At 67.8% G+C, this 22,398-nt stretch carries 21 protein-coding genes; 8 read left to right on the forward strand and 13 right to left on the reverse strand.

The annotated features are described in order from the left end of the window. The 7 genes from FOC84_RS33075 to FOC84_RS33105 all read right to left on the reverse strand — a co-directional run bounded on the left by FOC84_RS33075 (position 1) and on the right by FOC84_RS33105 (position 7,057). Positions 1-774, reverse strand: a complete 774-nt coding sequence (locus tag FOC84_RS33075) for an ABC transporter ATP-binding protein (RefSeq protein ID WP_173149812.1) — start codon at positions 772-774, stop codon at positions 1-3. Beyond that, positions 771-1,802 (reverse strand): branched-chain amino acid ABC transporter permease, encoded by a 1,032-nt coding sequence (locus FOC84_RS33080; protein ID WP_173149813.1) that lies wholly within the window; start codon positions 1,800-1,802, stop codon positions 771-773. The genes FOC84_RS33075 and FOC84_RS33080 overlap by 4 nt, the downstream gene beginning before the upstream one ends. 28 nt (positions 1,803-1,830) lie before the next feature. Continuing rightward, positions 1,831-2,751, reverse strand: coding sequence for a branched-chain amino acid ABC transporter permease (locus FOC84_RS33085; RefSeq protein WP_042793142.1), 921 nt, complete (start codon positions 2,749-2,751; stop codon positions 1,831-1,833). Between the two features lie 19 nt (positions 2,752-2,770). Beyond that, positions 2,771-3,946 carry an ABC transporter substrate-binding protein gene (locus FOC84_RS33090; protein WP_173149815.1) on the reverse strand — a complete coding sequence of 392 codons (1,176 nt, stop codon included), beginning with the start codon at positions 3,944-3,946 and terminating at the stop codon, positions 2,771-2,773. A gap of 74 nt (positions 3,947-4,020) precedes the next feature. Further along, positions 4,021-5,475, reverse strand: a complete 1,455-nt coding sequence (locus tag FOC84_RS33095) for a 2-hydroxymuconic semialdehyde dehydrogenase (RefSeq protein WP_173149817.1) — start codon at positions 5,473-5,475, stop codon at positions 4,021-4,023. Then, positions 5,472-6,182, reverse strand: coding sequence for a class II aldolase/adducin family protein (locus FOC84_RS33100; protein WP_173150584.1), 711 nt, complete (start codon positions 6,180-6,182; stop codon positions 5,472-5,474). Before FOC84_RS33100 ends, FOC84_RS33095 begins: the two co-directional genes overlap by 4 nt. An 11-nt stretch (positions 6,183-6,193) precedes the next feature. After that, complete coding sequence (locus FOC84_RS33105) at positions 6,194-7,057, reverse strand: VOC family protein (RefSeq protein WP_173149819.1); 864 nt, start codon at positions 7,055-7,057, stop codon at positions 6,194-6,196. Positions 7,058-7,194: 137 nt separating this feature from the next. Between FOC84_RS33105 and FOC84_RS33110 the strand changes: the two genes are divergently transcribed. Then, complete coding sequence (locus FOC84_RS33110; protein WP_173149821.1) at positions 7,195-7,908, forward strand: GntR family transcriptional regulator; 714 nt, start codon at positions 7,195-7,197, stop codon at positions 7,906-7,908. 351 nt (positions 7,909-8,259) lie between these two features. Next, positions 8,260-10,146 carry an ABC transporter ATP-binding protein gene (locus tag FOC84_RS33115; RefSeq protein ID WP_173149823.1) on the forward strand — a complete coding sequence of 629 codons (1,887 nt, stop codon included), beginning with the start codon at positions 8,260-8,262 and terminating at the stop codon, positions 10,144-10,146. Between the two features lie 43 nt (positions 10,147-10,189). Here the strand turns inward: FOC84_RS33115 and FOC84_RS33120 are convergent, their stop codons facing one another. After that, complete coding sequence (locus FOC84_RS33120) at positions 10,190-10,813, reverse strand: LysE family translocator (protein WP_254241860.1); 624 nt, start codon at positions 10,811-10,813, stop codon at positions 10,190-10,192. Positions 10,814-10,955: 142 nt separating this feature from the next. Here FOC84_RS33120 and FOC84_RS33125 point away from each other — a divergent pair, with 142 nt between their 5' ends. Further along, on the forward strand, positions 10,956-11,438 hold the full coding sequence (locus FOC84_RS33125) for an Lrp/AsnC family transcriptional regulator (RefSeq protein ID WP_054454795.1): 483 nt from the start codon (positions 10,956-10,958) through the stop codon (positions 11,436-11,438). Positions 11,439-11,469: 31 nt separating this feature from the next. Here FOC84_RS33125 and FOC84_RS33130 read toward each other — a convergent pair whose 3' ends face one another. Then, positions 11,470-12,144 carry a DJ-1/PfpI family protein gene (locus tag FOC84_RS33130; protein ID WP_173149827.1) on the reverse strand — a complete coding sequence of 225 codons (675 nt, stop codon included), beginning with the start codon at positions 12,142-12,144 and terminating at the stop codon, positions 11,470-11,472. 66 nt (positions 12,145-12,210) lie between these two features. On the opposite strand from FOC84_RS33130, the gene FOC84_RS33135 reads away from it, so the two are divergent. Further along, entirely contained in the window at positions 12,211-13,110 is a 900-nt protein-coding gene (locus FOC84_RS33135; protein WP_173150585.1) for a GlxA family transcriptional regulator, read from the forward strand. Here the strand turns inward: FOC84_RS33135 and FOC84_RS33140 are convergent. Together FOC84_RS33140 and FOC84_RS33145 are read right to left on the reverse strand one after the other, a co-directional pair. Continuing rightward, entirely contained in the window at positions 13,107-13,829 is a 723-nt protein-coding gene (locus FOC84_RS33140) for an SDR family oxidoreductase (RefSeq protein WP_173149829.1), read from the reverse strand. The genes FOC84_RS33135 and FOC84_RS33140 overlap by 4 nt on opposite strands. Continuing rightward, a complete protein-coding gene (locus FOC84_RS33145; protein WP_173149832.1) occupies positions 13,826-14,821 on the reverse strand; it encodes a Bug family tripartite tricarboxylate transporter substrate binding protein in 996 nt (331 codons plus the stop codon). The genes FOC84_RS33140 and FOC84_RS33145 overlap by 4 nt, the downstream gene beginning before the upstream one ends. A gap of 103 nt (positions 14,822-14,924) precedes the next feature. Between FOC84_RS33145 and FOC84_RS33150 the strand changes: the two genes are divergently transcribed. The 4 genes from FOC84_RS33150 to FOC84_RS33165 all read left to right on the forward strand — a co-directional run bounded on the left by FOC84_RS33150 (position 14,925) and on the right by FOC84_RS33165 (position 19,695). Further along, the gene (locus FOC84_RS33150; RefSeq protein WP_173149834.1) at positions 14,925-15,965 is read left to right on the forward strand and encodes a cyclase family protein; all 1,041 of its coding nucleotides are present in this window, start codon (positions 14,925-14,927) and stop codon (positions 15,963-15,965) included. Positions 15,966-15,968: 3 nt separating this feature from the next. Then, entirely contained in the window at positions 15,969-17,585 is a 1,617-nt protein-coding gene (locus tag FOC84_RS33155; protein ID WP_173149836.1) for an AMP-binding protein, read from the forward strand. 2 nt (positions 17,586-17,587) lie between these two features. Then, positions 17,588-18,331 carry a GntR family transcriptional regulator gene (locus FOC84_RS33160; RefSeq protein ID WP_173149838.1) on the forward strand — a complete coding sequence of 248 codons (744 nt, stop codon included), beginning with the start codon at positions 17,588-17,590 and terminating at the stop codon, positions 18,329-18,331. Positions 18,332-18,456: 125 nt separating this feature from the next. Beyond that, positions 18,457-19,695 carry an ABC transporter substrate-binding protein gene (locus tag FOC84_RS33165; RefSeq protein WP_173149840.1) on the forward strand — a complete coding sequence of 413 codons (1,239 nt, stop codon included), beginning with the start codon at positions 18,457-18,459 and terminating at the stop codon, positions 19,693-19,695. 34 nt (positions 19,696-19,729) lie between these two features. On the opposite strand, the gene FOC84_RS33170 is transcribed toward FOC84_RS33165, so the two are convergent. Both FOC84_RS33170 and FOC84_RS33175 read right to left on the reverse strand, forming a co-directional pair. Next, complete coding sequence (locus tag FOC84_RS33170) at positions 19,730-20,992, reverse strand: Zn-dependent hydrolase (RefSeq protein WP_173149842.1); 1,263 nt, start codon at positions 20,990-20,992, stop codon at positions 19,730-19,732. Positions 20,993-21,003: 11 nt separating this feature from the next. Further along, positions 21,004-22,359, reverse strand: coding sequence for a dihydroorotase (locus tag FOC84_RS33175; RefSeq protein WP_173149844.1), 1,356 nt, complete (start codon positions 22,357-22,359; stop codon positions 21,004-21,006). Positions 22,360-22,398: the final 39 nt, after the last annotated feature.

Below are 22,398 nucleotides of genomic sequence, written 5' to 3' on the forward strand. Positions count from 1 at the left end.
TTATGCGTCGGCGTCGTCGCCCAGATAGGCGCGGCGCACGTCCGGGTGGTTGCGTATCTGGTCCGCGCTGCCGGTGGCGATGATCTTGCCGTAGACCAGCACGCTGATGCGGTCGGCCAAGGCGAACACGGCGTTCATGTCGTGTTCGACCAGCACGATGGTGTAGCGGCCCTTCAGGCTTTGCAGCAAGGCGATCACGCCGGCGCTTTCGGCCGCGCTCATGCCGGCCATGGGTTCGTCCAGCAGCAGCACCGACGGCTCGCCCGCCAAGGCCATGGCGATCTCCAGCTGGCGGCGCTGGCCATAAGCCAGGCTGTCCACCTGCGCCTCGGCCACGTCTTCCAGCTTGCAGGCCCGCAGCGCCTCGGTCGCGGCGCCGACCACGTCGGCGCAATCGCGCAAGGCGGTCCAGGCCGACAGGCGCCGGCGGCGCTTGCGCAAGGCGGCCAGGCAGGCGTTGTCCAGCACCGTGTAGCTGTCGAACACCGAAGTCACCTGGTAGGAGCGCAGCATGCCCAGCGCCACGCGCTCCTGCACCGTGGCGCGGGAAACGTCGGCGGCGCCCAGGCGCACGGCGCCGCCATCGGGACGCAGCTCGCCCGACAGCAGGTTGATCAGGGTGGTCTTGCCCGCGCCATTGGGGCCGATCAGCGCGTGCAGTTCGCCGGGGGCCACATCCAGCGACACCCCATCGGTGGCCTTGAGGCCGCCGAAGCGGCGCACCAGGTCCTGCGTGGTCAATCCCGCGGGCGCGGCGGCGGTTCGCATGTTCATGCCGAGGCCTCCTTGCGCAGCGCGTCCGGCGGCCGGCGGTCCTGCTGCCCGTCGCCTGCAGGCGGCAGGCTTGCGGGCGCGACCGGAGGCGGACGCCGCAGCCAGGCCAGCGAGTTGGCATAGCCGCCCTTGGCCACCATGGCGATGATCACCACCGCCGGTCCCATCAGCAGCATCCAATGCTGCGTCATGCTCTTGAAGGCTTCTTCCATCAGCAGGTAGGCCACCGCGCCGAAGATCGGACCCAGCACATTGCCCAGCCCGCCTATCACCACCATGACGATGAGCTCGCCCGACACCGGCCAGGACATGTAGCTGGGCGAAGCGAAGGCGGTCAGGTTGGCCAGCAGCAGCCCGGCCACGCCGGTCAGCACGCCGGAAGCCACGTAGGCCGTCAGACGCACGCCGAACACCGAATAGCCCAGCGCGTCCACGCGGCGCGGGTTGGCGTGGGTGGCGCGCAAAATCATGCCGAAGGGCGAGCGGCGCAGGCGCAGCATGGCCAGGCTGGACACCAACAGCACCGCCCAGGCCGCCCAGTACACGGGCTGGCTGCCGCCCAGGTCGAACAGGCCGAAGGAACTGGCTTCGTAGATGTTCAGGCCATCGTCGCCGCCGTACTCGCGCAGGCTGACCGCCAGGAAATAGAACATCTGCGCAAACGCCAGCGTGATCATGATGAAGCCGATGCCCGAGGTGCGCAGGCAGACCGTGCCGACGACCAGCGCCACCAGCGCGCACACCGCGATGCACACGGCCAACTGCAGCCAACCGTTGCCAAAACCGTAATAGCTGAGGATGCCCACGGCATAACAGCCCAGGCCCAGGAACATGGCGTGGCCGAAGCTCACCAGCCCGGCGAAGCCCAGCACCAGGTTCAGCGCCAGCGCGGCCAGCGCGTAGATCAGGATGCGCGCGCCCAGCGTCACGTAGAAGGGTTCGCCCAGCCATTGCGCCACGAAGGGCACGGCGGCCAGGACCAGGAACAGCAAGGGCAGCGCCCAGCGCCGGTATTTGTGTTCGTGCATGATGATCGAATCCCAGGACAGGCGCGCGTCAACGCCGCGCCGAGAAGACCAGGCCTTGCGGCCGGAACGCCAGCACCACGGCCATCAGCACGTAGATAAGCATGGAGGCCAGGGCAGGCCCAACCGCGTTGGCGACGGACGCGTCGAACACGGCGCGCAGCATGTCGGGCAGGAAGGCCCGGCCCAGCGTGTCTATCATGGCGATCAGCAAGGCCGCCACCAGCGTGCCGCGCACCGAGCCTATGCCGCCCACCACGATCACCACCAGCGCCAGGATCAGCACGGGCTCGCCCATGCCGGACTGCACCGACAGAATCGGCCCCGCCAGCGCGCCCGCCACGCCTGCCAGCACCGCGCCCAGCAGGAACAGCAGCGTCTTCTGCAGGTCCACGTTGGCGCCCAGCACGCTGGCCATGGGCGCGTTGCTGGCGCCGGCGCGGATCAGCATGCCGAAGCGCGTGCGCTGGATCAGGAACCAGGCGCCCACCGCCACCAGCGCGCCCACGCCGATGATCATCAGGCGATACACCGGGTAGTCGTTGCCGAACAGGCTGACGGCCCCTTCCAGCCCCTGCGGCACGGCGGCGTAATACGGCCGGCTGCCCCAGATGACCGAGGCCAGTTCGTTGAAGAACATCATCAGCCCGAACGTGGCCAGCACCTGGTAGAGGTGGTCATGCTTGTACAGCGGCCGCGCGATCAGGCGCTCCAGCGCCACGCCCACCAGGCCGCTGCCCGTCACCGCCGCCAGGATGGCGAAGGCGAACGAGCCGCTGGCGTTGTAGGCGGTGGCGCCCAGGAAGGCGCCGATCATGTACAGCGACCCGTGCGCCAGGTTGATGAAGTTCATGATGCCGAAGATCAGGGTCAGCCCCGAGGACAGCAGGAACAGCAAGGCGCCGAGCTGCAGGCCATTGAGCATCTGCGACAACAGCAAGGATCCGTTCATGGGGCGTCTCCCGGGACGGTTACTTCAGCGGGCAGTCCGCCACGTAGGCGTCCTGGTGGTCGGTGAACACCTTGGCCAGCTGCTTCAGGCCCACGCTGTCGCCTTCCTTCACGACCTGGTAGGCATACAGGTCCTGCACCGGCATGTTGTTGCTGTTGAAGCGGAACTTGCCGCGCACCGTCGGGAAGTTCGCGCCGGCGGCCTTGACCGCCGCGGCCAGGGCCTTGCTGTCGCCGACCTTTCCGCCCTGCTGCTTGACGGCCGCATCCAGCAGGAAGGCCGCGTCGTAGCCGCCCACTGCGTACTCCGACGGCAGGCGCCCATACTTGGCCTTGAAGGCTTCGACGAACTTGCGGTTCTGCGGGTTGTCCAGCGTGGTGGCCCAGGGCGTACCGTAGATCGCACCCACCGCCTGCTCCTTCAGCGCGGTCAGCGTGTTCGAGTCGATCAGGCTTTCCGAGAAGAACGGCAGCTTGTCCATCAGGCCGGCCTGGCGCAGCTGGCGCACGAAGTTCACGCCCACCCCGCCGGTATAGAACACGAACAGCGCATCGGGCGAGGCCGCCTGCATGCGCGAGATCTCCGCCGAATAATCCAGCTGGCCCAGCTGGGTGTAGATCTCGTCGGCGGGAGCGGCGCCATAGAAGCGCTTGAAGCCCGCCAGCTTGTCCTTGCCGGCCTGGTAGTTGGACGACATCAGGTAGGCGCGCTTGTAGCCCTGGTCCTTGACGTACTTGCCCATGGCTTCGGACATGCTGTCGTTCTGCCAGCCCAGCACGAACAGGTTGGGCAGGCACATGCGGCCGGCGATGGGCGCGGGCCCGGCGTTGGTGGACAGCGCCACCACGCCCGATTCCTTGATGCGCCGCAATTCGGCCATCAACACGTTGGAGAAGCCCAGGCCGACGATCACGTCCACCTTGTCCTTCTCGATGAATTTCTGCACGATCTGCGCGCCCACGTCGGGCTTGAGCTGGTCGTCGTCGCGGATCACCACGGCCTTCTGGCCACCCAGGCTGCCGCCCAGTTGTTCGATGCCCAGCATCAGGCCGTCGTACTGGTCCTGGCCCAGTGCCGCCTGGGGGCCGGACAGCACTCCGGTAAAGCCAATGCGGATGTCCGCCATTGCGGCATTGGCCGCGGTCAGGGCCGCGACCGCGGCCAGCGCGGACAGCCCGCGTGCGTATGCTTGCATGCTAAGTCTCCTTGGGGGATGGACGGCGGCGCCGTTCTGCGCGGCGCCTGCCGGTACTGGGGCCTGCTTACACGTCAGAGCTTCACGCAGACATTGCGCAGCTCCGTGTAGAACTCGAGCGAATGCACGCCGCCTTCGCGGCCGATGCCGGACTGCTTGGATCCGCCAAAGGCCGTGCGCAGGTCGCGCAGGAACCAGGAATTGATCCAGCAGATGCCCACTTCCAGGGCCTGTCCCATGCGATGGGCGGTGCCCACGTTGCTGGTCCAGACCGAGGCCGCCAGGCCGTAGGGCGTGGCGTTGGCCAGGGCGACGGCTTCTTCTTCCGTGTCAAAGGGCGCGATATGGCAGCAGGGTCCGAAGATCTCCTGCTGGATCACGGCCGAGGTTTCCGGCAGGCCGGTCCACACGGTGGGCTGGATCCACGCGCCGCCGGCCAATTCATCCGCCATGTCCGGCACGCCGCCGCCCGCCACCACCGTGGCGCCCTCTTCGCGGGCGCGGGCGTAGTAGCCCAGCACCTTGTCGCGATGGCGCTGCGAGATCAGCGGCCCCAGGTTGACGCCGGGATCCTTCGGACGGCCCAGCTTGAAGCCGCGGGCGCGCTCGCCCAGCGCGGCCACGAAGCGGTCGAAAATCGGCCGCTGCACATAGACGCGCTCAGTGCCCAGGCAGACCTGCCCGGTATTGTCGAAGGCGGCGCGCGCAATGCCGGCCACCGCCTTGTCGAAATCCGCATCGGCGAACACGATGCCCGCGTTCTTGCCGCCCAGCTCGAAGGACACGGGCCGCACGCCCACCGCCGCCGCCTGCATGATGGCTTCGCCAGTGCGGGTTTCGCCGGTGAAGGTGATGCCGTCGACCAGCGGATGGCGCGTAAGCTTTTCGCCGGCCGAGCCGGGGCCGCGGCCATGCACCACGTTGTAGACGCCGGGCGGCACGCCGACCTCGTTCATGACTTCACCCAGCAGCGTGGCCGTGGCCGGGGTGTCTTCAGAAGGCTTGACCACCACGGTGTTGCCGCAGGCCAGGGCCGGGCCCACCTTCCAGGTCATCAGCAGCAGCGGCAGGTTCCAGGGGCAGATCACGCCGATCACGCCGCGCGGCACGCGCACGCCGTAGTTCAGGGCATGGCCGCCATCCGGCGTTTCCAGGTCGAAGGTCTCGTTGGGGATGTTGCGCACCAGGTCGGCGAAGATCTTGAAGTTCGCCGCGCCGCGCGGAATGTCCAGATGGCTGGCCAGGTCGTAGGGCTTGCCGGTGTCGGCGATCTCGGCGTCGACGAAGTCGTCGAAGCGGCGGATGATGCCGTCGGCCACCGCGTGCAGCAACTCCACGCGCTGCTGCGTCTTGAGCTTGGCCCAGGGACCGCGCAATGCCGCCTTGGCGGCCCGCACCGCGGCGTCGACCTCGGCGTCGCCGGCCTCGTGGATGCGCCCGATCAGGCGGTTGTCAACCGGATCGCGGTTGTCGAACGTCTTGCCGGTGGCGACCCATTCGCCGTTGATGAAATTGCGGAAATCGGTCATTGCGTCCTCGGTTGTGACAGGTCTGCCAGCGCCGCTTCAGGGTCGCCGGCGGTCAGGTATTCCCACATGCGCTCGTAGATGCGGCCCGTGCCCACGGCGCGGGCCGCCGCCTCTTCGGGCGAGAGCGTGGGCGCGCCTTCGGCCAGGCCGGCCGAGCGCAATTGCCATTCGATGCGCGCCGCGTCCTCCAGATACCAGGTCAGCACCACCGCATGCATCAGGGATTCGGCCGCCACCACCGCGCCGTTGCCACGCATGGCCACCGCGCGCGCCGCGCCCAGGGCCTGGGCCACGCCACGCGCCTGGGCATCGCTGCGTACCAGCTGCGGGTCGTCCCAGAGCGCCACGGCCGGAGAAAAATACGAGCCCATGCCGTGGCGCGGCTGCGGCGTCACGCGGGCCGAGGACAGCGTCATGACCGTGGGCGGCATGGAACGCACCACCCCACCCACTTCGGGACGCATGCGGTAGATATGCTGGTGGATGCGGACCTCGCCCAGCACGCCTTCGGGCAGCTCGCCATGCACCGGCACCACCGTGCCCGCCTCGCCCGGCTCGATCAGCCCCATGGGCCGCGCCGCGCACACCAGGAAGTGGCCGGCGTCGAGCCGGCTGCTGCAATGGCCGTAGGCGTGGACCAGGCCGGCACGGGCCAGGCCGCGCGCCGCCACCCGCACCAGGGCTTCCTGGCCGGCGTCAACCTTCATCGGCACGGCGCTCACGTCTTGAACTCCGGGATGTCGGGCTTGGCGCCCCACATGCAGAACGAGGACGGCACGGCGGGAAAGCTGCGCGGACGATAGGTCTTCTCGTCTTCGGCGCTGATCAGGCGCACGCCGGTGGAGTATTCGTAGATCATGCCGTCGGGCCCATCGAAGTACAGGAACATCGCTCCCGACGTCGGATGCCGCCCCGGGCCGAAGCGGATCGGCACGTTCCATTCCTTCAGCTGATACCAGGCGCGCATGATGTCGTCGATGCTCTCGACCTGGTGGTTGATGTGCTGCACGCCCGGAAAGCTGGACGGGAACAGCGCGATCTTGTGGTGCACTTCGTCGATGCGCAGCAGCGGCGCTTCGCCGATGCGGTCGCTGACCCGCGCCGACAACAGGCCGGTCCAGAAGGCCTCGTCGCGCCGCGCGTCCAGCGTGCGCAGGCCGATGTGCGAAAAGCCCGTCACGCCGGCATCGCGGCTGGGAAAATAGCGGCGGCCGCTGTGATGCGGCGCGTGCACCAGCTCGATGCGGTTGCCGGAGGGGTCGACGAAGCTGAGAAAATCGCGCACGTAGCGCTGCTCGGCGTCCTCGCGCTTGCCCGCGGCGACCTGATAGCCGCTGCGCTCCAGCACCGCGCCGGCGTGCTCCAGCTCTTCGGGCGTATCCACCTCGAACGCCGTGGTGTGGTCGCGCGGATCGCCTTCGAAGTAGCACAGCGTGTGGTCGCGCGAGTCGGACTTGAAATAGACCGCGCCGTGCTCCTTGCGCGCCACTTCCAGCCCCAGCACCGCGGTCGCGTAGCGGACCGCGGATTCCAGGTCGCGGGTACCCAGCCGGACGTACCGGATGTCATGTAGCCGTATCACTGCTTGTCTCCAGGTTGCGCCTGCCGCCGGCTGCATGCCGGTCGTATTCGCGACGCTTTTTTCTACGATAAGCAGCATAAATCTCGGCGTCAATAATTTTTATCGAGATTTTTTGGACGCAGTGATAAAGTAGCTCCATGTCAGACGGCGCCACCCTCCCCCCGCTTGCCCATTCCGCCTCGGCCAACACCCTGGTCGGCGCGGCCTATGTCAACCTGCGCCGCGACATCATCCAGGGTGTGCACCCGCCAGGCTCGCGGCTGCGGGTCGAGCATCTGAAGGACGATTACGGCGTGGGCGCGGGCACGCTGCGCGAAGCGCTGGCGCTGCTGGTGTCGGATGCGCTGGTCATCGCGCAAGGACAGCGCGGCTTCCACGTCACGCCGATCTCGCTGGAAGATTTCCGCGACATCACCGAGAACCGCGTGCTGCTCGAAACCCAGGCGTTGCGCCAGTCCATTGCGCTAGGCGACGACGACTGGGAAAGCGCGGTGCTCGCCGCCTTCCACCGCCTGAGCAAGGCCGAGCAGCGCCTGGCAGCCGACCCCGACACCCGCTTTGAAGAGTGGGAGCAGCGCAACCGCGAGTTCCACCGCGAACTGATCCGCGCCTGTCCCTCGCGCTGGCTGCATCACTTCCTGGGCATCCTGTACCAGCAGGCCGAGCGCTACCGCCGCCTGACCGTCACGCGCAAACCCATTGCGCGCAACCTGGACGACGAGCACAAAGGCATCCTGGACGCCACGCTGGCCCGCGATGCCGACCGCGCCTGTGACTTGCTGGCCGCTCACATCCGCCTGACCTACGACGCCGTGGCGCGCCTGCCGCCGGATCTGTTCACGCGCGATTGAAAACCGCGCCAGTTGAAAAAAACCCACACTGGCGCGTGCTTACCCGTTGATTCGCCTACACCACTTCTATAGAATCTTCAATTCGGGCCTCTGCCCATTACTTTTCCCCCACATCTCACACCACTGGGAGGCGCAAGATGATGAATCCGCATACCGCCATCCCGCGCGTGTCTCCGCGACGCCGTTAAGTCGTCGCCCGCGCGGACCCATCGCTGGATGCCTATCTAGCGACTGGTCCTCCGTGCCCGCCCCAAAAATCTAAACGCAATCGCCCGCGCCTCGCTGCGCAGGCCGTTCCTTCCTCTTTCTACACAAGGACTCCCGGCGTCCTGGTGCCGCCGGGCCATTGCAATGGCTAGAAAAAAAATCGATCTACGAGGGCAGACCTTCAAGGATGTCCTGGGCTTTACCTTCCGCCATTGGCGCGCGCAGCCCTGGCGTACCTCCGGCATCATCGTGCTCGCCCTGCTGTCGGCGTTGACCGATGTGCTGACGCCGCTGTACGCCGGCAAACTGGTTGACGCCGTGGCCTCGGGCGCGGCCGGCGACGAAATCGTCTGGAGCGCGGCCATCACCGCATTCTGGCTGCTGATCGCGCTGGGCATCGGCGGCACGCTGCTGCGCCAGGCCATATTCCAGAACATCATCACCTTCACGCTGAAGATGATGAACGGAATCGTGTCCAACGCGTTCTACCGCGTGCAGCGCTTTTCCACGGATTGGCACGCCAACAGCTTCGCCGGCTCCACGGTGCGCAAGGTCACGCGCGGCATGTGGGCGGTGGACATCCTGAACGACACGCTGCTGATCGCGCTGCTGCCTTCGGTCGTGATGCTGGTGGGCGCCACCGCCCTGCTGGGCGCGCACTGGCCCATCATGGGCCTGGTGGTGGGCCTGGGCTCGGTGCTGTACATCGCCGTGACCGCGGCGCTGTCGCTGGGCTATGTTGCCCCGGCGGCGCGTCTGGGCAACGCCTGGGACACGCGCATGGGCGGCGCTTTGGCCGACGCCGTCAGCTGCAATGCGGTCGTCAAGACCTTCGGCGCCGAAGAACGCGAAGAAGTCAGGCTGGACCGCGTGGTCGACAAATGGCGCCGCCGCACCCGCCGCACCTGGATCCGCGGCACGATCAACGGCGGCATCCAGGGCGCGATGCTGGTCGCCATGCAGGCGGGCATCCTGGGCGCGTCGCTGCTGCTGTGGTCGCGCGGCCAGGCCAGCGTGGGCGACATCACCTTCGCCCTCACGATGTTCTTCATGCTGCAGGGCTACCTGCGCGACGTGGGCATGCACATCCGCAACCTGCAGCGTTCGGTCAACGACATGGAAGAATTGGTCGCGCTGGAAAAGCAGCCGCTGGGCGTGGACGACCGGCCTGGCGCGAGCGAGCTGCGCGTCACGGCCGGCGAGATCCGCTTCGAGGACGTGACGTTCCGCTATGGCGCGCACGACAAGGCGTTGTACGACCATTTCTCGGTGCGCATCGCGCCGGGCGAACGGGTCGGCCTGGTCGGCCATTCGGGCTCGGGCAAGACCACGTTCATCAAGCTGATCCAGCGCTTGTATGACGTGAACGACGGCCGCATCACGATCGACGGGCAGGACATCGCCCAAGCACGCCAGGCGTCCTTGCGCAGCCAGATCGCCATCGTGCAGCAGGAGCCGGTGCTGTTCCACCGCACGCTGGCGGAGAACATCGCCTATGCCCGCCCCGGCGCCACGCAGGCCGAGATCGAGCAGGCGGCGCGGCTGGCCAGCGCCCATGACTTCATCATGGCGCTGCCCAAGGGCTACGACACGCTGGTCGGCGAACGCGGCGTCAAGCTGTCGGGCGGCGAACGCCAGCGCGTGGCCCTGGCCCGCGCCTTCCTGGCCGATGCGCCCATCCTGATCCTGGACGAAGCCACGTCCAGCCTGGACAGCGAAAGCGAGGTGCTGATCCAGCAGGCCATGGACCGCCTGATGGTGGGCCGCACGACGCTGGTGGTGGCGCACCGCCTGTCCACGGTGCGCGCGCTGGACCGCCTGCTGGTGATGGACCGCGGCCGCATCATCGAGGAAGGTAGCCACGATGCGCTGATCCGTCTGAAAGGCGGACTGTACCGGCGCCTGTTCGAACGCCAGGCGCTGGAACTGACCAAGGGCCTGACGCAGTCGGAACTGCTGGAAGACGGCGCGATTCCGCCGCAGCCGAAGGACGAAGAGACGGACGAGTCCTCTTACGCCTACGCCAAGTAAGCCTGACCGCTGGTTCCGCGGCGCAAGCCGCGGGGCCGGCGGCTCAGGCTGGCCGCTGGGCCACGGTCAGGCGCAGGCCGAAACCGATCAACGCCAGCCCGAACACCCGGCTCTGGATCTTCTGCGCCCGCGGGCTGGCCGACATCCAGCGCCCCACCGCCCCGCCCGCCAACGCGCACAGCACGTCCAGCGCCAGGCCCAGGCTGACCAGGATCACGCCCAGCACAGCGAACTGCTGGCCTATCGGGCCCTGGGCGGGCGACACGAATTGCGGCAGCAGCACCGAGCAGAACAGCAGGGCCTTGGGATTGAGCACATTGGTCAGCACGCCGCTCAATAGCGCCGGCCCCAGCCCCGCGCCGCTCGCGGGCGCCTGTCCGGTGGCGTCGTAGGAAACCGGTCCCGCGCGCAACAGCCGCACTCCCAACCAGACCAGATAGCAACCGCCCACCGTGCGCGCCGCATCGAATGCCCAGGGATGGGTCTTGAACAGCGCCGCCAGTCCCAGCGCGGCCAGGGTCACGTGCGCGGCCCGCGCAATGGCCAGCCCCGCGGCCACCGCCAGCGCCTGCCCCCTGCCACGCAGCACGCCGGTCTCCAGCAGCAAGATCATGTCGGGTCCCGGCACCACGTAGACGATCAGCAAGGCCCCTAGAAACATCGCCATATCCGCCATTTCCCCGCTCCTTTTCATCCTGTCCCAGGCGATCATTCTAGGAAAACGGGGCTGGCATGTGCATCCTATTCATGCCATTGGATTTATGATGATTGGCATATTCCACCAATCAAACGAACCAAATCCTAACTCAATGCCAAAACGCGAATTGGATGCCTACGACCGCCGCATCCTCGAAGCCCTGCAGCAGAACGGCCGGCTGACCAATGTGGAACTCGCCGAACAGATCGGCCTGTCCCCTTCGCCTTGCCTGCGGCGGGTGCGGCTGCTGGAAGAAGCCGGCGTCATCCAGGGCTACGAAGCCCGTCTGGCGCCGGACGAAGTCGGCCTGGGCCTGACCGTCTTCGTCGGCATCAAGGTGGAGCGGCACCACGAACGCGACTCTGCCCTGTTCCGCGAGGAAGTCAGCACATTGCCGGAAGTCATTGCCGCGCATCTGGTGTCGGGCGAATCCGACTTTCTGCTGCAGGTCGTGGTGCCCGACCTGCGCGCCTACGAGCGCTTCCTGCTGGGCACGCTATTGAAGCTGCCAGGCGTGAAGGACATACGCAGCAACTTCGCGATCCAGACCGTCAAGCCGCAAAGTCCGCTGCCGCTGGACCATCTGGCGAAGTAAGCGCGCCGCACTCGCGTTCGCGAGGACGGGTTCAAGCCATCGCCGCCGCGGCCCGCTCCACCGCCTGCGAGCGGCGCTCGAAGCGCGCCTGCGACATCTCCAGATAACGCTGCACCACGGCCGGCTCCGAGGTCTTGGGCGTGCCTCCAGGAAACGGCGGCTTGGGGTCGTATTCGATCTGCAGCTGGATCAGCTTGGCGACGTCCTCGCCGCACAGGTCCGCCACCACCTTCAACCCCATGTCGATACCAGAGGTCACGCCGCCGGCGGTGTACAGCTTGCCGTCCACGCACATGCGCTCGTCGCTGGGAATGGCGCCGAAGCGCGACAGCAGTTCGCGCGCACGCCAATGGCTGGAAGCGCGCCGGCCGCGCAGCAATCCGGCCGCGCCCAGCAGCAGCGAACCGGTGCAGATGCCGAACACATAGCTCGCCGCCAGCCCCTGCGCGCGCGTGAACGCTACCCAGTCGGCGTCGACAATGGCATCATCCGTGCCCGGCCCGCCTGGCACCACCAGCAGATCGCAGGGCGGCGCCGATGCGATGGTCTGCGTGGGCACGAAACATAACCCGCGATCGCTGCGCACCGGATCGCGCGTTTTTGCGACAAAATCCACGGTGAAGCCCGGCGCGTTCGCCAGCACTTCGTACGGCCCGGTCATATCCAGCTGGGTCAGCCCCTCGAACAAGAGAAAATTCGCATGCATGACGATGCTCCGTTAGAAACGACGACTTCCAGCATAGGCGGACGCGCCAGGACGCGCGCGCCAAATATGGCGCCAGATGCGCCACTGCGCGTGCTGTTCGTCCTGTACGACGGCTTCCAGCCGCTGGATCTGGCCGGCCCCTGGCAGGCCTTCAGTTCGGCCAACGAGGAAGCCGGCCGCACGCTCTACCGCCTGGGCACCATCGCCGCCACGCCGCTGGTTTCCACCTGGGAACAGGGCCTGCGCATGCAGGTGGATGGCACCTTTGCCGACGATGGCGACGAGCCCCTGGACATGATGTTCGTTCCCGGCGGCCCCGGGGCGGATCTCGCGGGCGCCCATGCCGAGACGCGCGCCTGGCTGCGCCACCGCGACGCGGACGCCGGGCGCACCTGCAGCGTATGCACCGGCGCCTTCGTGCTGGCCGCGGCCGGCCTGCTGGACGGCCGCGCCGTCACCACCCACTGGCGTTCGGCCGACCGGCTGCGCCAGCTTCACCCCGCCCTGCGTGTCGAAGACGACCGCATCTACATCGAAAGCGGCAAGTACTGGACCTCTGCCGGCGTCACCGCCGGCATCGACCTGGCGCTGGCGCTGATCGAACGCGACTTCGGCGCGGACCTGTCGCAGCGGGTCGCGCGCCGGCTGGTGGTCTTCATGCGCCGCAACGGCGACCAGCGCCAGTACAGCCAGGCGCTGCGCTTGCAGGACCGCGTGGCCGCGCCGTTCCGGGATCTGGTGGAAAAAATCGAGGCGCAGCTGTCGGCGCGCTGGTCGGTCGACGACATGGCCGACGCCTGCCAGATGTCGCGCCGCACCTTCCAGCGCAAATTCGCCGCGCATTTCGGCGTGGCGCCCACGGAAGTGCTCAAGCGCCTGCGCCTGGAGCGGGCGCAGGCGCTGGCGGCGTCCGGCAAGATGTCCAGGAAGGAAATGGCGCGACTGGATCAAGCGCTTGCCGGCTAGCCGGCAAGCCCCACCGACACGCCGCCGCACACATACAGCATCTGTCCCGTCATGAAGCCCGCCCGCGGGTCCATGAACATCGACACCGCATGCGCCACCTCTTCGGGCTGGCCCACGCGCCCCACCGGGATCGCCGCCTCCAGCGCCAGCGTCTGCGGCGCCCCCGGCGGATTGGACTGGTTGAACAGCTCGGTCGCGATGGGTCCGGGCGCCACGGTGTTCACCGTGATGCCGCTGCCCGCCAGCTCCAACGCCCAGGTCCGCGTCATCCCGGCCAACGCCGCCTTGGACGCGCCGTAAACGGTGCGCCCGTCCTTGCCCAGGGCGGCGCGGCTGCCGATGTTCACCACCCGCCCGTAGCCCGCCGCCCGCATCCCGGGCAGCAGGGCCTGCATCAGCAGCACTGGCGCCGTGACGTTCAGCGCCATGATCCGCGCCATCTGCTCCTGGGTCACATCACCGATGCGCGCGACCTGGATCATGCCGGCGTTGTTGACCAGATGCAGGACCCGGCGCTCGGCCGCCAACTCCCGCGCGGCGGCGATGGTGGCCGCTGAGTCGCCCAGGTCGACCGAGCGGAACGTCTCGCCGGGCAAGAGCGCCGCGGGCGCGCCGCGGCTGAAGTTGACGACCTCGAAGCCATCTTCGATCAGGCGCGCGATGATGGCGCGGCCTATGCCCCGGCTGCCGCCGGTGACCAGTGCGGTGGGCGTGTTCATTGCGCGGTGATTCCCTTGTCCTTGATGAGTCCGCCCCACTTCTTGCGTTCCCCGGCCTCGAAGGCCGCCAGGTCCGCGCCGAAGAGCGTGCCGGGCTTGGCGCCCATGCCGGCGAAGTTGGCGGTGACGGCCGGGTTCTTCAAGCCGCTGCGCGCGGCTTCGATCAGCTGCTTGACCACGGGCTCCGGGGTGTTGCGCGGGGCGTAGAGCGCAAACCAGGCAGTGACGTCAAAGCCCGGCAGTCCCGATTCCGCCACGGTGGGCAGATTAGGCACCGAGGCGTCGCGCGCGGCGGACGTGACGGCCACGCCCCGCACCAGATTGCCGTCCTTGATCTGCGCCAGTGCGCCCGGCAGGTTGTCGAACAACAGGTCGACCTGTCCGCCCGCCACCGCCGGCAGGGACGCGGACGTGCCCTTGAACGGCACGTGCAGCATGGTCACGCCGGCCATGGCCTCGAAATAGGCGCCGGTCAGATGCACGGAGGAACCGATGCCGGGCGACGCGTAGGTCAGCTTCTTGTCCTTGGACTGCTGGGCCGCCTTGATCACGTCGGCCACCGTCTTGTAGGGCGACTTGGCGCTGACGGCGATGACGTTGGGCGTGGTGGACACCAGCGCGATGGGCACCAGGTCGCGCTCGGGATCGAACGCCATGTTGCTGTAGAGAAACTGGTTGATGGTCTGGGTGCCGATGGTGCCCAGGCCCAGCGTGTAGCCGTCGGGCTTGGCGCGCGCCACGTAGGCCATGCCGATGTTGCCGCCCGCGCCGGGCTTGTTCTCGACCAGCACGGTCTGCTTCAGGCCCGGTTCCAGCGCGTGGGCAATGGCGCGGCCGAAGAGGTCGGCGCCGCCGCCCGGCGGATAAGGCACGACGACGGTGACGGGATGGTCGGGATAGCCGGCGGCATGCGCCGCGGGCAAGGTCAGGAAGGCCAGCGCGGCCAGGGCCGGCGCGGTGATCGCCAACCTGCGGTGCAGGAATTGCGTCATGGGCTTGTCTCCTATCGAACCCGCTGACTGCGGATTTCTTTTTAAAGTACGTAAATACGTACTATATTCATAAGAACATAGAAAACCTCCAGGAGACAAGCAGATGAAACGCTGGACCCAACGCCCCGCAGGCTCCACCTGGGGCGACTTCGGCCCGGATGACGAGATCGGCCGCCTGAACCTGCTGACCGAGGAAAAAGTGCTGCAGGCGGTGCGCGAAGTGCGCACGGGCAAGGTGTTCTGCCTGTCCCTGCCGCTGGACCTGCCGGGCGGCAATGTGCTGAACCCGCGCCGCCACGCGCCGGTGCTCAAACCCACCTTCCGCGAAGGCACGCCCTACCTGAACTTCCAGATGTCCCAGGTGCAGCCCGAGGCCGTGGATGTACTGTCCGACGACCAGGTCACGCTGTCCATGCAGTACTCCACCCAATGGGACGGCCTGTGCCACGTGGGCGCGCTGTTCGACATCCAGGGCGACGGCCAGGCGCGCCGCGTCTACTACAACGGCTATGCGGCCGGCGTGGACGTGTTCGGCGGCGTGGACCCCGACGACTCTCCCGACGCTTGCTGCCCGCCAGGCGGTTCGTATGCGCGCAAACTCAGCGTCAGCCGCTACGCCGAGAAGGGCATGCAGGGCCGCGGCGTGCTGGTGGACCTGGCGCGCGCCTACGGGCCGGGCCGCAGCGTCGTCGACCTGGCGGCCCTGCAAACCGCCATGCAGGCGCAGAACGTGTCGGTCGAAGCCGGCGACATGCTGGTGCTGCGCACGGGCTTTGCCGAAGAGATCGTGGCCATGAACGGCCAGCCAGACCCGCACAAACTCGAACAGACGGGCGCGGTCCTGGACGGATCCGACCCGGCGCTGCTGGACTGGATCACGCAATCCGGCATCGCCGCGATCTGCGCGGACAACTACGCGGTCGAAGCCTATCCGGCGCGCACGTCCGGCCCTGGGCACTCGATCCTGCCGCTGCACCACCACTGCCTCTTCAAGCTGGGCGTGCCGTTGGCCGAACTCTGGTACCTGAAGGATCTGGCCGACTGGCTGCACGCGCAAGGCCGCAACCGCTTCCTGCTGACCGCCCCGCCCTTGCGCATGCCTGGCGCGGTGGGATCGCCCGTGACGCCCATCGCCACGGTGTAAGCCATGAACCTGCCGTACTCGACATTCTCCGAACACCTGGACGCGCTGGCTGCGCGCCGACCCGGCGCGCCCCTCCTGATCGACCAGGACCAGCCCGTCAGCGCCGAGCAATTGCGCGCCCAGAGCCGCGCGCTGGCCGCCGGACTGGCGCGCATCGGCGTGCAGCCCGGCCAGCGCGTGGCGGTCTGGCTGCCCAACTGCGCCGCCTGGGTGGAATCCTTCCTGGCCTGCGCGCACCTGGGCGCGCTGGTGCTGGCGGTCAACACGCGCTTCCGGGCGCTGGAGCTGGCCGATATCCTGGGACGCGGCAAGGCTGACTGGCTGGTGTTCTGGCCCGGGTTCAAGGGCATAGACTTCCAGGCCATCCTGGGCGAGGTTGCGCCGGAACACCTGACTCGCCTGCAAGGCGTGATCGCGCTGGCTGGCGCCGAGGAAGCGCTGCCCTCCTCCCTGCACGGCATACCGGCGCACCGCTACCAGGACCTGCTGGCCTGCTCCGACCCGGCGCCGCCGGCCCAGCCGAATGCGGGCGTGCTGTGCTTCACCACGTCCGGTACCACGTCCAAGCCCAAGTTCGTGCTGCACGACCAGCGCACGCTGCTCAATCACGGTGCAGCCGTGGCCCAGGCCTATGGTTACGACGCGCGCAGCTGCGTGCTGGCCAGCGCGCCGTTCTGCGGCGCCTTCGGTTTCGCCACCCTGGCCGGCGGCCTGGCGCAAGGCGTGCCCGTGGTTTGCGCGCCCGTGTTCGACGCGGCGCAATCCGCCGCCGCGGTGCGCCGCCACGCGGTAACGCATACCTACGCCAACAACGAGGCCCTGGTCGGCATGATGCGGGCGGGAACGCAAGACGACTTCGCCTCGGCCCGGCTGTTCGGTTTCGCCAGCTTCACGCCGGCCTTGGACAATATGCTGGACCTGGCCCGCGAAGCCGGCGTGCCGCTTACCGGCCTATACGGATCCAGCGAGCTGATCGCCCTGGTCGCCGGCCAACCCCGCGATCCGGCCGAGGGCGACGTGTCCGCGCGTCACCAGCCGGGCGGCACGCTGATCTACCCGGATGCCCGGGTGCGTGCGCGCGATCCCGCCACGGGCGAGATCCTGCCACAGGGTCAATCCGGTGAACTCGAAATCCTCTCGCCCAGCCTGATGCAGGGCTATCTGGACAATCCCGAGGCCACCCGCGGCGCCTTCACCGAGGACGGCTACTTCAAGACCGGCGATCTCGGCTACGCGCTGAACCCGCGCCAGTTCGTGTTCCAGACCCGCATGGGCGATTCGCTGCGCCTGTCCGGCTTCCTGGTCAATCCGGTGGAAATCGAGCAGGTGGTCGAAACCCTGCCTGGCGTGCGCGCCTGCCAGGTGGTCGGCGCCACCCAAAAGGGCAAGACCGTACCCTACGCCTTCGTGCTGCTGCAGCCGGGCGCGGCGGCCGACCCGGCGGGCTGGACCGCCGCGTGCAAAGCCGCGATGGCGGGTTTCAAGACGCCGGCCGGCTTTACCGTGCTGGATGCCTTCCCCTCGGTGGAAAGCGCCAACTCGGTCAAGATCCAGAAGCACCGGCTGCGCGAAATGGCCGATGCCATACTCGCGGCTCCGACCATGATGCCCCCGGCCTGAACATGCCCGACCCCAAGCTCTTCTCGCGCAGCCCCCAGCCGCTCTACCTGCAAGCGGCGGCGCTGTTTCGCAGCAATATCCAGAACCGCACCTGGCGGCCCGGCCAGCAGATCCCGCCGCTGGAAGCGCTGATGGAAACCTATGGCATCTCGCGGGCGACCATCCGCCAGGCATTCGGCCTGCTGGAAGACGATGGCCTGATCCGCCGTTCGCGCGGCTCGGGCACTTTCGTCAATGCCGAACTGCCCGAAACGCCCACTCTCTTGATTCCCAAGACCTGGGCCGAAACCGTGGAGCTGAGCAACCAGCTGGGCACGGTGTCGCTGGTGGAATCCAGCGCCGATTCGCCCCTGCCCGATACCCTGGGCATGCCCTGCGGCGCGGACCGCGGCGGCAGCTTCCAATACCTGCGGCGCGTGCACACCACCGATGGCGCCCCCTTCTGCTACAGCGAGGTCTTCCTGGACAGCGTGCTGTTCCGCAAGCACCGCGCCCGCATCCGCAAGAGCACCGTGGCGCCGGTGCTGGACCAGTTCTACGGCGCGCGCATCAGCGAAGCGCGCCAGGTGCTGAACGTGATCGAAGCCGGCCAGGAATCCGCCGAATCCCTGCAGATCCCCGTGTCGTCACCCGTGGCGGAAATACGCCGCTACGCCTGCATCGACGGCCGCGTGGTGTATTTCGCGCGGCTGGAATTCCCGTTCCGCAAGGTGCGGATGGAATTCGACCTGCTGTCCCACCGCTAGACCGCTTTCACCACAAGGAGCCTCCCCACCGCGACCCGCCAGCGTAAGGCCAGAACAGAGCGCCGCAGCAGATCCCCCAAGCGCCAGCAGTATCCGAACAAGATCCGGCATAAAGGAGACCAACCATGAAATGCCGTAGAACCCCCCGGATTTCCCTGAAGTTGCGCAGCACGCTAGCCCTGCTATCCGCCTTCGCCGCCGCGCCCTGCGCCATGGCGCAGGCGATCTCCGACGACGTGGTCCGCCTGGGCCTGATCCTGGACATGAGCGGCGTGTACGCCGACGTCACGGGCAAAGGCAGCGCGACCGCGGCCGAAATGGCCATCGCCGACTTCGGCGGCACGGTGCTCGGCAAGAAGATCGACCTGATGGTGGTGGACCACCAGAACAAGGCCGACATCGCCGCAGCCAAGGCGCGCGAGTGGTACGACACCCAGAAAGTCGACGCCATCATGGACGTGGCGGGCTCCGCCCCCGCGCTGGCCGTGCTGGAAGTGGCCCGCGAGAAAAAGAGGATCGTGGTGTTCAGCGGGCCCGGCACCGAGCGCATCACCAACGACCTGTGCTCGCCCTATTCCGTGCACTACACCTACGACACCTGGTCGCTGGCCAACACCACGGCGCGCGCCACGGTCGAGCAAGGCGGCAAGAGCTGGTACTTCCTGACGGCCGATTACGCTTTCGGCCACACCTTGCAGGCGTCCGCCACCGAGGTCGTCAAGGCCAACGGCGGCACCGTGCTGGGTGCGTCGCGCCATCCGCTGGGCTCCAGCGACTTCGCCTCGTACCTGCTGCAGGCCCAGGCCAGCCGCGCGCAGATCGTGGGCCTGGCCAACGCCGGCGGCGACACCGTCAACGCCATCAAGGCCGCCAGTGAATTCGGGCTGACCAAGGGCGGCCAGAAGATGGCCGGACTGCTGCTGTACATCAACGACATCCACGCCATCGGCCTGGACGCCGCCGCCGGACTGACGCTGACCGAAGCCTTCTACTGGGACATGAACGACCAGACCCGGGCCTGGTCCCAGCGTTACTACGACAAGCTCAAGAAGATGCCCAACATGAGCCAGGCCGGCACGTATTCGTCAGTGATGCACTACCTGAAGTCGGTGCAGGCAGCCGGCACCGACGAGCCGACGGCAGTGATGAAGCAGATGAAGTCCATGCCCATCAACGACTTCTTCGCCACCAACGGCCGCATCCGCGAGGACGGCCGCATGGTGCACGACATGTACCTGTTCGAAGTGAAGAAGCCATCCGAGTCCAAGCGGCCCTGGGACTACTACAAGCTTGTGGCCACCCTGCCCGGCGACCAGGCCTTCATGCCGCTGTCGCGTTCGTCCTGCCCGCTGGTGAAGAAGTAGCGGCGGCGCGGGCGCCCGGTGGGCGCCCGTCTCGCTATGCCCGCAGCTTGCGGTCCAGTTCCAGCACGGATTGGTAAAGCACGCGGGTGCCGTCGAGCAGCTGCGCGGGCTCGATCCATTCTTCCGGACAGTGGCTGCGGCCGTTCAGGCACGGGATGAAGATCATGCCGATGGGGCCGGTGGGCGCCATGTAGACCGCGTCGTGGCCCGCGCCGCTGGGCAGGCGCATGGAGGCGTAGCCCAGCTGATCGGCGGCGGCCTGCACCGCGTCCATCACCAGCGGCGTGCAGTCGGTGGGCCGGGCGCGGCTCAGCTGCGTGAAGCTGGCCGAGAGGCGCAGCGCCGTCAGGTCCGCGGCCACGCCAGCCATCAGGGTCTCGGGGAAGGCGTCCAGCACGGCGTCGCTGTCGCTGCGCATTTCCAGCGTCAGTTCGACGCGGCCGGGCACCGCGTTGGCGGCGTTCGGCGTCATGGACAGGCGGCCCACGGTGGCGACCACGTAATGCGGATTGCCGCTGGCCGCGCTGGCCTGGCGATGGGCCGCGTCGATGATGCGGGCTGCCCCCACCAGGGCGTCGCGGCGGATGTCCATGGGCGTGGTGCCGGCATGGTCGGGCTGGCCTTGCACCGTGATCAGCACGCGGCGGATGCCGACGATGTTGGTGACCACGCCGATGGGCAGGCCGCGGCTTTCCAGCACCGGGCCCTGTTCGATATGCAGCTCCACGAACGCCGCGGTGCCATCGGCAGCGCGCAACGGCGCGCCCAGCGCCGAGGGGTCGCCGCCGATGCGGGTGATGCCGGCCGCCAGCGTCTCGCCCTCGGGGTTGCGGGCGGCCAGCATGTCGGGCGTCAACTGGCCGCAGAGAGCGCGGCTGCCGACGCAGGAGATGCCGTAGTCGCTGGGTTCCTCGGACAGGAAGTCGATGACCTCGAACGGGTGTTCCAGCTGCACGCCGTGCTCGCGCAGGGTGTGGGCGACTTCGATGCCGGCCAGCACGCCGATGATGCCGTCGAAGCGGCCCCCGGCCATGACGGTGTCGCAGTGCGAGCCGGTGGCGATGGGCTTGCGCGCCGGATCGCGCCCGGCCAGCGTGCCTATCAGGTTGCCGCCGGCATCCAGGCGGGTCGTCAGGCCCGCGGCCTCGAATTCGCCGCGCAGCCAGGCGCGGGCCTCATCGAACAGCGGCGAGAATGCGCGGCGCGTCCAGGGGACGTCGGGCAGGGTGTATCGGGAAAGGGTTTCGACGCGGGCCCAGAGGCGCTCGGCGTTCAGGGGAGGAAATTGCACAGGCATTGCCGTGTCCCTCAAGCCTGGCGCGGACGCAGGAAGCGGCCGTCGCCCTTCTGGTTGACGATGCGCTTTCCGTCGTAGACCTGCTGGCCGCGGCACCAGGTGCCCGCGACGCGCACGGTGAACTCGCGGCCTTCGAACGAACTCCAGTGCACCGCCGACAGGCTGGCCGACGGATCAAAGGCATGGCGCTCCGGTTTGAGGATGACGATGTCGGCGTCCTTGCCCACCTCCAACGAACCCTTGCGGTCATCCAGCAGGAAGTGCTGCGCGGGGTTGCGGCTCAGTTGGCGCACCACCATGGACGGCGCGATGCCATGCTCTTCGCAGCCCGTCCAGAAGGCGGGCAACAGCGTTTCCAGGCCGGGGCCGCCGGACGAGTTCTTGAATACGTTCGGATTCTGCTTGCGCTCCAGGCCCCAGCTGACATGGTCCGACGACACGAAGGTGCATTCGTCCTTGGCGATATGAGTCCAGAGCAGATCGACCTCGGCCTTGGGGCGGATCGGCGGATAGTGCTTGGTCTTCGCGCCGAAGCGGCGGGTGTGCTCTTCATGGTTCAGCATCAGGTACTGCACGCAGGTTTCAATGCTGGCGCGGTGGCCGTTGCGGCGGTACATATTGCAGATCTCGAAGCCGCGGGCAGTCGACACGTGCACCGCGTGGGCGCGCGCGCCGGTTTCGGCGCCTATCTCATAGATCAGCGCGGTCGCCAGGTTCTCGATCAGCGGCGTATGGGCCCGCATGAAAGCGTCCCAGCCCGTGTCGTCCGCCTCGATCAGCCGCGCGATGTTCTTGCGGGTCAGTTCCTGCATCTGGTTATGCACGCCGCACACCAATCCGGACGGAGCGATCAGGCGGAAGGCTTCGTACAGGTCGTCTTCCTCGATGCGGGGAAAACGGCCCGGCGTGGCTTCGAAGGTAGAGAACTTGAAGGCGCAGACGCCGCCTTCGATGAGGCCTGCCGCGGCCCCCACGCCGTGCTGGGTGTTCAAGGTGCCAAACAGCGCCACATCCACGTGGCAATCGCGCTCGACCTCGGCGATCTTGGCGTCCAGCTGCGGGCGCGAAGCCACGGGTTCCGGATCGTCGTAGGGCATGTCGACCATGACCGTGACCCCGCCGGCGGCCGCCGCGCGCGACGCCCAACCGAGTCCTTCCTGATTCAGCTGGCTGCCCGAGTGCACCTGGCCGTCGACCACGCCCGGCACGACCCACTGGCCGCGCGCATCCACGCTGTCGCGGCCCGCGGGGGCCGGGCCGGCGCCGCGCGCCGCGATCTTGCCGTCCCTCACCGCCAGCCAGCCGTCCATCGCCACGCCATCCGGGTCGACGATATTGCCGCGCACCACCAAATCGAAATCGCTCATGACCGCCACCATCCTGTGTTGAGTGCAGGCAGTGTAGGA

Source organism: Achromobacter pestifer (genome assembly GCF_013267355.1).
GTDB lineage: Bacteria > Pseudomonadota > Gammaproteobacteria > Burkholderiales > Burkholderiaceae_B > Achromobacter > Achromobacter pestifer_A.

What these genes read in the sequence shown, in the direction of transcription:
- FOC84_RS33075 (WP_173149812.1), bottom strand. Translation starts at nt 774, where the DNA reads ATGAACATGCGAACCGCCGCCGCGCCCGCGGGATTGACCACGCAGGAC.
- FOC84_RS33080 (WP_173149813.1), bottom strand. Translation starts at nt 1,802, where the DNA reads ATGCACGAACACAAATACCGGCGCTGGGCGCTGCCCTTGCTGTTCCTG.
- FOC84_RS33085 (WP_042793142.1), bottom strand. Translation starts at nt 2,751, where the DNA reads ATGAACGGATCCTTGCTGTTGTCGCAGATGCTCAATGGCCTGCAGCTC.
- FOC84_RS33090 (WP_173149815.1), bottom strand. Translation starts at nt 3,946, where the DNA reads ATGCAAGCATACGCACGCGGGCTGTCCGCGCTGGCCGCGGTCGCGGCC.
- FOC84_RS33095 (WP_173149817.1), bottom strand. Translation starts at nt 5,475, where the DNA reads ATGACCGATTTCCGCAATTTCATCAACGGCGAATGGGTCGCCACCGGC.
- FOC84_RS33100 (WP_173150584.1), bottom strand. Translation starts at nt 6,182, where the DNA reads ATGAAGGTTGACGCCGGCCAGGAAGCCCTGGTGCGGGTGGCGGCGCGC.
- FOC84_RS33110 (WP_173149821.1), top strand. Translation starts at nt 7,195, where the DNA reads ATGTCAGACGGCGCCACCCTCCCCCCGCTTGCCCATTCCGCCTCGGCC.
- FOC84_RS33115 (WP_173149823.1), top strand. Translation starts at nt 8,260, where the DNA reads ATGGCTAGAAAAAAAATCGATCTACGAGGGCAGACCTTCAAGGATGTC.
- FOC84_RS33120 (WP_254241860.1), bottom strand. Translation starts at nt 10,813, where the DNA reads ATGGCGATGTTTCTAGGGGCCTTGCTGATCGTCTACGTGGTGCCGGGA.
- FOC84_RS33125 (WP_054454795.1), top strand. Translation starts at nt 10,956, where the DNA reads ATGCCAAAACGCGAATTGGATGCCTACGACCGCCGCATCCTCGAAGCC.
- FOC84_RS33130 (WP_173149827.1), bottom strand. Translation starts at nt 12,144, where the DNA reads ATGCATGCGAATTTTCTCTTGTTCGAGGGGCTGACCCAGCTGGATATG.
- FOC84_RS33135 (WP_173150585.1), top strand. Translation starts at nt 12,211, where the DNA reads ATGGCGCCAGATGCGCCACTGCGCGTGCTGTTCGTCCTGTACGACGGC.
- FOC84_RS33140 (WP_173149829.1), bottom strand. Translation starts at nt 13,829, where the DNA reads ATGAACACGCCCACCGCACTGGTCACCGGCGGCAGCCGGGGCATAGGC.
- FOC84_RS33145 (WP_173149832.1), bottom strand. Translation starts at nt 14,821, where the DNA reads ATGACGCAATTCCTGCACCGCAGGTTGGCGATCACCGCGCCGGCCCTG.
- FOC84_RS33150 (WP_173149834.1), top strand. Translation starts at nt 14,925, where the DNA reads ATGAAACGCTGGACCCAACGCCCCGCAGGCTCCACCTGGGGCGACTTC.
- FOC84_RS33155 (WP_173149836.1), top strand. Translation starts at nt 15,969, where the DNA reads ATGAACCTGCCGTACTCGACATTCTCCGAACACCTGGACGCGCTGGCT.
- FOC84_RS33160 (WP_173149838.1), top strand. Translation starts at nt 17,588, where the DNA reads ATGCCCGACCCCAAGCTCTTCTCGCGCAGCCCCCAGCCGCTCTACCTG.
- FOC84_RS33165 (WP_173149840.1), top strand. Translation starts at nt 18,457, where the DNA reads ATGAAATGCCGTAGAACCCCCCGGATTTCCCTGAAGTTGCGCAGCACG.
- FOC84_RS33170 (WP_173149842.1), bottom strand. Translation starts at nt 20,992, where the DNA reads ATGCCTGTGCAATTTCCTCCCCTGAACGCCGAGCGCCTCTGGGCCCGC.
- FOC84_RS33175 (WP_173149844.1), bottom strand. Translation starts at nt 22,359, where the DNA reads ATGAGCGATTTCGATTTGGTGGTGCGCGGCAATATCGTCGACCCGGAT.